We start from the raw sequence: 6,553 nt of genomic DNA on the forward strand, positions 1-6,553 counted from the left end.
TCCCACCGATCCGCTCCCGCTTCAAGGAGTTGCCCTCTCATGACCTCACGCCGTTCCACGATCCGCCGTTCCACGATCCGCCGTTCCGCGATCCGTCGTTCCGCGATCCGCCGTTCCGCGATCCGCCGTGCCACCGCCGTGGTCGCCGCAGGCGCCGCAGCACTCGTACTCACCGCCTGCGGCAGCGACGACACGAGCACCTCCGGGCACGACATGGGCTCGATGAACTCCAGCCCGTCCGCCACGGCATCGGCCGGACAGGGCAGCCACAACGCCCAGGACGTCGCCTTCGCCCAGGGCATGATCCCGCACCACCGCCAGGCCCTCGCGATGGCCGGCCTTGCCGCCGACCGCGCCGGATCGCCGGACGTCAGGAGGCTGGCCTCCGTGATCAGCAAGGCGCAGGAGCCGGAGATCACCACCATGTCCGGATGGCTCACCAGCTGGGGTGAGAAGGTACCGGCTGACAGTGCGCAGGGCGGGGACCACTCCGGCGGCCACGACATGAACGGAATGATGAGCAGTCAGGACATGGCCGACCTGGAGGCGTTGTCCGGCGCCGCGTTCGACACCGCGTTCCTGGACATGATGATCGCCCACCACCAGGGCGCCGTTGCCATGGCCAGGACGGAACAGGCCAAGGGCGCCTACGCCCCCGCCAAGGACCTCGCCACGTCGGTGATCGCCTCGCAGAGCGCGGAGATCACCGAGATGAACGAGATGCTCGGCAGGAACTGACGACCCGCGCCGGGCAGGGCGCGGGACCTCCCACGCCCTGCCCGGCTCCGGACCATCCGCAGGAGACAGCCCGGAGGCCGGTCGCACGTGAGCCGTCGCGGGCGGAAGACCGACGGCGGGCGCGGAGAGCCTTGCGCGGTGCTTCCACCGTGGGCTTCGAGCGGTGCTTCTACCGTGGGCCCCGAGCGGTGCTTCCACGGCGGACCCTGCGCGGGTGCTTTCACCGTGGGCCCTGCGGGGTTCCACCCCCAGGCCCCGAGCGCTGCTTCCACGGCGGGCAACCGGCCGTCACCGAGGTGACGGACCGGCGGCACAAGCCGCACACCGGCCCCACCGAACCCGCCGCTCACGGCCCCCTGGAACGCGGTGGACCCCTGCCCGGCTGTCCCCTGACGAGACCACCCCGACCCCTCCGGCGCTGTACACGCGGCGTGTCCCGAGACCGCCGTACGGCCCGAGGGCGCAGGCTTCCGGCATGCACGCCGTACTGCACGCGCTGTCGATCGTCGGCTCGATGACGTGGGAGATCACCTGGGCCCTGATCCTCGGCTTCACCCTGTCCGCCGTGGTCCAGGCGGTCGTCCGCAAGTCCACCGTCGTGTCGCTCCTCGGCGACGACCGCCCCCGTACCCTGGCCATCGCGGCCGGTCTCGGCGCCGCCTCGTCCTCGTGCTCCTACGCAGCCGTCGCGCTGGCACGCTCCCTGTTCGCCAAGGGTGCGGCGTTCACCGCCGCGATGGCGTTCGAGATCGCCTCCACCAACCTGGTCGTCGAACTCGGTGTCATCCTGGCCCTGCTGATGGGCTGGCAGTTCACGGTGGCGGAGTTCGTCGGCGGTCCCGTCATGATCGTCGTCCTGGCGGTGCTGTTCCGCCTCTTCCTGCGCGAAAGGATCCTGCGCGAAGCCCGCGAGCAGGCCGGACGGGGGAGGGCCGGCTCGATGGAGGGCCACGCGGCGATGGACATGGCCGTCCGGAGCGAGGGCTCCTTCGCCCGCCGCCTGCTGTCCCGCGAAGGTTTCACCGCCACCTCCCACGTCTTCGTCATGGAATGGGCGGCGATCCTGCGGGACCTCGTGATCGGCCTGCTGATCGCGGGTGCGATCGCGGCGTGGGTACCGGACTCCTTCTGGCGTACGTTCTTCTTCGACGGCCACCCGCTGGCGTCCAAGCTGTGGGGGCCCGTCATCGGCCCGCTGGTCGCGATCGCGTCGTTCGTCTGCTCCATCGGCAACGTCCCGCTCGCGGTCGTGCTGTGGAAGGGCGGCATCAGCTTCGGCGGGGTCGTGGCGTTCATCTTCGCCGACCTTCTGATCCTGCCGATCCTGAACATCTACCGGAAGTACTACGGGATCCGTATGACGCTTTTCCTGTTCGGCACGTTCTACCTCGCCATGGTCGTCGCCGGATACGTCGTGGAGTTCACCTTCGGCGGTCTCGGACTCATCCCGGACCAGGCGGATGCCAGGATCCCCACGGAAGGAGTCACCTGGAACTACACCACCTTCCTGAACATCGCGTTCCTGGCCCTGGCCGCCGCGTTCCTGGTCCGCTTCTTCCGCACCGGAGGCCGTGTGACATGCTCCGCATGATGGGCGGCGCCCCGAACCCGGGGCCCGAACAGGCCTGGCACGGTGCACACGCGAAGCCCGGTGGCGAAAGGGCCGGCCACCAGGGCCGACACGACGGCCACGACTGAGCGAGAGCCCGCCTGCGCGATCCTCCGAGGTGCCGACCCCCGTGCTCACCGGCCCGCGCCGTACGGGCGATACCGGCCGGGCACTCGCGGACCGGCCGGAGACGCGTCGGAAGCGACGCATCGGAGCACGAACGGCGAACGAACCCACTGCGCACCTGTCGGGAACCTGACGGTGACTGCTTCGGTCACCTCGCGGTGATCCCGCCCGTGACCACCCCGCTTCGGAGCCGGGTCGAGGGCAGCGGATCGGCCCTGGTTCCCTGTGTATCACTCCACGACACACCCTCTGCGACACACCCTCTGCGACACACTCTCTGCGACACACCTATGTCGACGTCCCTGTGATGCGGCGCAACCGCACACCTGGGCGGGCTTGCCCATGTCGAGAGGAACGGACGCACGGTCCAACGCGGTGCGGCGGTGCGGCGGTGTTCAGGCGGTGTGTGGGTGAAGAATGCCTTCAACGCCGTGCAGGAAGGTTTCGCAGACCAGTCGGGGGTCGAAGAGGCAGCCGGCCGCCATGGCGCCGTCCCTGAGCATGACGAGGTGTCGGCCGGCCGCGTCGGCGGGTGCCTGACCAGCCTGTGCCAGCAACTCCGTGACGGTGTCCAGGAACCACTGCCGGTGGGCCAGCACGGCTTGGTGGATCGGGTGGTCCGGGTCGGGATACTCGGCCACCGCGTTGAGGAAGGCACACCCGCGGAACCCGGGGGACTGGATGCCATCGGCGATCGACCGGCTGACGGCCCGGACCCGGTCCGCCGCCGACGCGCCGCTCGCCTGTGCGAGAGCGACCTGCGACCGGATTCCCTGGTCGGCCTGGTCGAGATAGGCGAGGACGAGTGCTTCCTTGCCTGAGAAGTGCCGGTACAGCGTTGCCCGGGTCACCTGCGCTTCCGCGATGATCCGGTCGACGCCGACCGAGTGGATGCCCTCCGTGTAGAAGATCTTCGTTGCCGTACTCAGCAGCCTCGCTCGCGCCTCGGAGGTGCTGCCGCCTTCTGTGCCCCGACTCATGAGCGTGAGATTACCAAAAAACGCCCACGTGAGGGAGAACGTTCGTTCTTGACAAGCGTCACTGCATCCCTCTTGAATAAGTGCGAGACCGAACGTTCTCCCTCGTGTCTCGGCCCTTCATAGATCGGTATGTCCACATGGCCTTACGTACCAAGACCTCAGATGGCCAGACCTCAGCCCGTCATGCCCCAGCCCGCCATGCCTCAGATGGCCAGGCCCCAGCCCGCCGGATCGGCTCCTGTCGCGGCGGATTCGCGGCAACCTGCCCTGCGATCCAGACAAGCGCATCGCAGGCCCGCCGCTTCACCCCGCCACGTGCTCGCGACCCGAATCGCCCGCGACCCCAAACGCCCGCGCCCCCGAACGGTCGCCACGGCGGACGACGCCCGGGACACACCGCTCGCGCGCCGAGCCCGCCGTCCCGCCGTCCCGCCGAGGCGGTGCCGCCCGGAACACGGACCTCACCCAGGGGCGGCGTAATCCGGTAACCCCACCGCCGCACCTTTCCCGCGCTGCCCGCGAACACGCCCGACCCGGCACCTCGTGGCCGAGCAGGGCCGCGCACAGGTTGCTCACCCGAGCATCGCGCGCACCGTCGGATCAGTGCACACCCGCCACCACCCATACCTCCCACCTCGTGACGGTCAGCCGTCCCGGCACCGTCACCCACCAGGCCCGACGAGCGACCACGACACCGTTCGCCGAACAGTCCACCCCGGCGCCAACCAGCGCCCGAAGAAAGGCACTTGCCATGGCAACCCAGACCAGCATCGCGCCCGCCGCCGCCGTCCCCACCGCTCTGCGCAAGCTGTACCTGCTGCGCTTCGCCTTCGCCGCGCTCTGGGCCGCCGCACTGTTCGCGACCGCCGACACACTGGGCCCGCTGAGCGCGACACTGCTGGTGCTCTACCCCCTCTTCGACGTCGCGTGCGCCGTCGTCGACGTCCGCTCCGCCCGCGCGAACGACGGCCCGGTGCGCGGCCTGTACGCGAACATCGCGCTCAGCACCCTCACCGGCATCGGCCTGGCCGTCGCCGCGACCTCCGGAATCCCGGCGGTCCTGCGGGTCTGGGGCCTCTGGGCCGTCACCGCGGGCCTGGTCCAGCTCATCGTGGGCGCCGTCCGACGCCAACTGGGCGGTCAGTGGGCGATGATCGCCAGCGGGGCCATCTCCACCCTCGCCGGCGCCTCCTTCGTCGCACAGGCGGGCAAGGACGACGCCTCGCTGAGCAACCTCGCCGGCTACGCCTTCCTCGGCGGCGTCTTCTTCCTTGTCTCCGCCCTCCGCCTGAAGCGCACCGACCGGCAGGCCTGACCCCCGCCCGGCGACCGTCCCGCCCGCAGCCGATGCGTGCCCGAGGTATCCGGCCGAGCCGGCTCGCGGTCCGGATGCGGGGCGGTACGGCGTCCGGCACACGGGTCCGCAGGTAGGGCCGGGAGCACGGGGGCGCTGTTGTCGATGAGGAAGCCGTCGACAACAGCATCCTGTTCACCAACAGTGCGCCGTTCAGTGCCCCGTTCACCCACAGTGTTCCGTCCACCGCAGTGCGGCACACCGGCCTGGCGGCAGGAGACGTCACAGGATTCCGTCACGGTGACGCCCCAGCCGAAGGCCGCTGCCGCACCGGGTGAATGCGCTGAGCACCCTCATGGTTCGCAGGGGCGCCCCCGTTCCGCAGGGGCGCCCCCGTACAGGCCCCGAACCGACCGGTCCGCGAGGTCCCGACCGCCCGCACGCGGCCCTGCCCCCGCACGGCCCCTGGGGTCAGGCCGCGGGGTTCTCCAGCAGGGTGACCCGGTTGCCGTCCGGATCTTCCAGAGCGGCGAACCGGGTACGCGTACCGCCCGCCTGCACCGGCCCCGCCGCCAGACCGCGTTCCGCGAGCTGTGCGAGAGCCCCGTCCAGATCAGGAACCTCCAGATTCAGGAGCGCCGAACCGGAACGCTCGGCGTCCTCGAAGACCGAGAGCCAGCCCCCCGTGGTGAGATGCCAGTCCGCCAGCGACGGCATCGGCCGGTTATCCGCCGGACGTCCCAGCAACCGCTCGTACCAGACCACCGCAGTCTCGACGTTCCCCACGGGCGCAACCATCAGTACGCGGGCAATGTCCATGAACCCCACCTCTTCTCGAACCGCAGTACGTGTCTCTTCTCCAGACCGCTCACGTCACCAGAACTCATCGCACGTCGCCGAACACATACTGATGCGTGGTGTCCTCCGTCGCACCGGCACCACAACGTCCGACCGCCCCCACTGCTCCTGCTGCTCCGGCTGCACCCGATACCTCGGGCGCCCCGGCCACTACAGCTACGCCCGCACCCGCCGCTCACGACACCAGCACCCTCGGCCCGTACGACAACCCGGCACCCCGGCCCGTACGACACCCGGCACCTCCGGCCCGTACGACACCCACACCACCCACACCACCCGCCCCTACCGCATCGGCGCAGACCCGATCCCGCCTCCGCCCCCACCGGCCACATCCGCACTCCTCCCCCTCCAGAGCCCTACGCACCACCACCTCCCCACCCCACCTTCCCCACCAGCCCCGTCACCGCACCCCCGTACAGTCCGTCATGCTCCGATCAGGGCTCCACCCCTCGAAGGTCCGTCGTACTGAATACTCTGTCGGCATGAGCGAACGAGGAATGCAGGAACTGGCCCTGCTGCTTCTGACGGCCCTGGCCAACGCCCCCCGGCACGGATACGCCATCGCCCAGGAGGTGAAGGCCATCACCGACGGCCGGGTGGTGCCGCGTACCGGGGCGCTCTACGGGGCGCTGGACAGACTGCTGGCCGAAGGCCTGATCCAGGTGGAACGCGAAGAGGTGGTGGGCGGCCGGGCGCGCCGTGTCTTCGCCCTCGCTCCGGCCGGGCGGGAGAGACTGGAGGCCGAGGCCGAACGGCTGGCCGCGACCGCCCGGGAGGTCAGGCGGCGTCTGGCCGCCGGTGCGACGGCGCTGACGTGACGGATCCCCTCGTCCGTCTGTATCCCGCCGCGTACCGATACGACAAGCTCGCGGTGCGCTACGAAGCGACCGTACTCGTCGCAGTCATCAACGAGTGGCTCTGACCTCGGCAAATGCTTCGTCTGGACGA

At 70.0% G+C, this 6,553-nt stretch carries 5 protein-coding genes and 1 pseudogene; 4 read left to right on the forward strand and 2 right to left on the reverse strand.

The window, feature by feature from the left end; translation table 11 throughout:
* The first annotated feature begins 39 nt into the window (after positions 1-39).
* Both ACFVS9_RS30695 and ACFVS9_RS30700 read left to right on the forward strand, forming a co-directional pair.
* Positions 40-738 (forward strand): DUF305 domain-containing protein, encoded by a 699-nt coding sequence (locus ACFVS9_RS30695; RefSeq protein WP_389937680.1) that lies wholly within the window; start codon positions 40-42, stop codon positions 736-738.
* A 475-nt stretch (positions 739-1,213) separates the two neighbouring features.
* Positions 1,214-2,436: pseudogene (locus ACFVS9_RS30700) on the forward strand (permease).
* 432 nt (positions 2,437-2,868) lie between these two features.
* On the opposite strand, the gene ACFVS9_RS30705 reads toward ACFVS9_RS30700, so the two are convergent.
* Positions 2,869-3,453, reverse strand: a complete 585-nt coding sequence (locus ACFVS9_RS30705; protein WP_389937683.1) for a TetR/AcrR family transcriptional regulator — start codon at positions 3,451-3,453, stop codon at positions 2,869-2,871.
* Between the two features lie 751 nt (positions 3,454-4,204).
* Between ACFVS9_RS30705 and ACFVS9_RS30710 the strand changes: the two genes are divergently transcribed.
* Positions 4,205-4,768, forward strand: coding sequence for a hypothetical protein (locus tag ACFVS9_RS30710; protein ID WP_389937686.1), 564 nt, complete (start codon positions 4,205-4,207; stop codon positions 4,766-4,768).
* Positions 4,769-5,218: 450 nt separating this feature from the next.
* Here ACFVS9_RS30710 and ACFVS9_RS30715 read toward each other — a convergent pair whose 3' ends face one another.
* Positions 5,219-5,566, reverse strand: coding sequence for a VOC family protein (locus ACFVS9_RS30715; RefSeq protein ID WP_383114774.1), 348 nt, complete (start codon positions 5,564-5,566; stop codon positions 5,219-5,221).
* A gap of 521 nt (positions 5,567-6,087) precedes the next feature.
* Between ACFVS9_RS30715 and ACFVS9_RS30720 the strand changes: the two genes are divergently transcribed.
* Positions 6,088-6,423, forward strand: coding sequence for a PadR family transcriptional regulator (locus tag ACFVS9_RS30720; protein ID WP_383114775.1), 336 nt, complete (start codon positions 6,088-6,090; stop codon positions 6,421-6,423).
* Positions 6,424-6,553: the final 130 nt, after the last annotated feature.

It is taken from the genome of Streptomyces sp. NPDC058008, assembly GCF_042886395.1.
Lineage (GTDB): Bacteria > Actinomycetota > Actinomycetes > Streptomycetales > Streptomycetaceae > Streptomyces.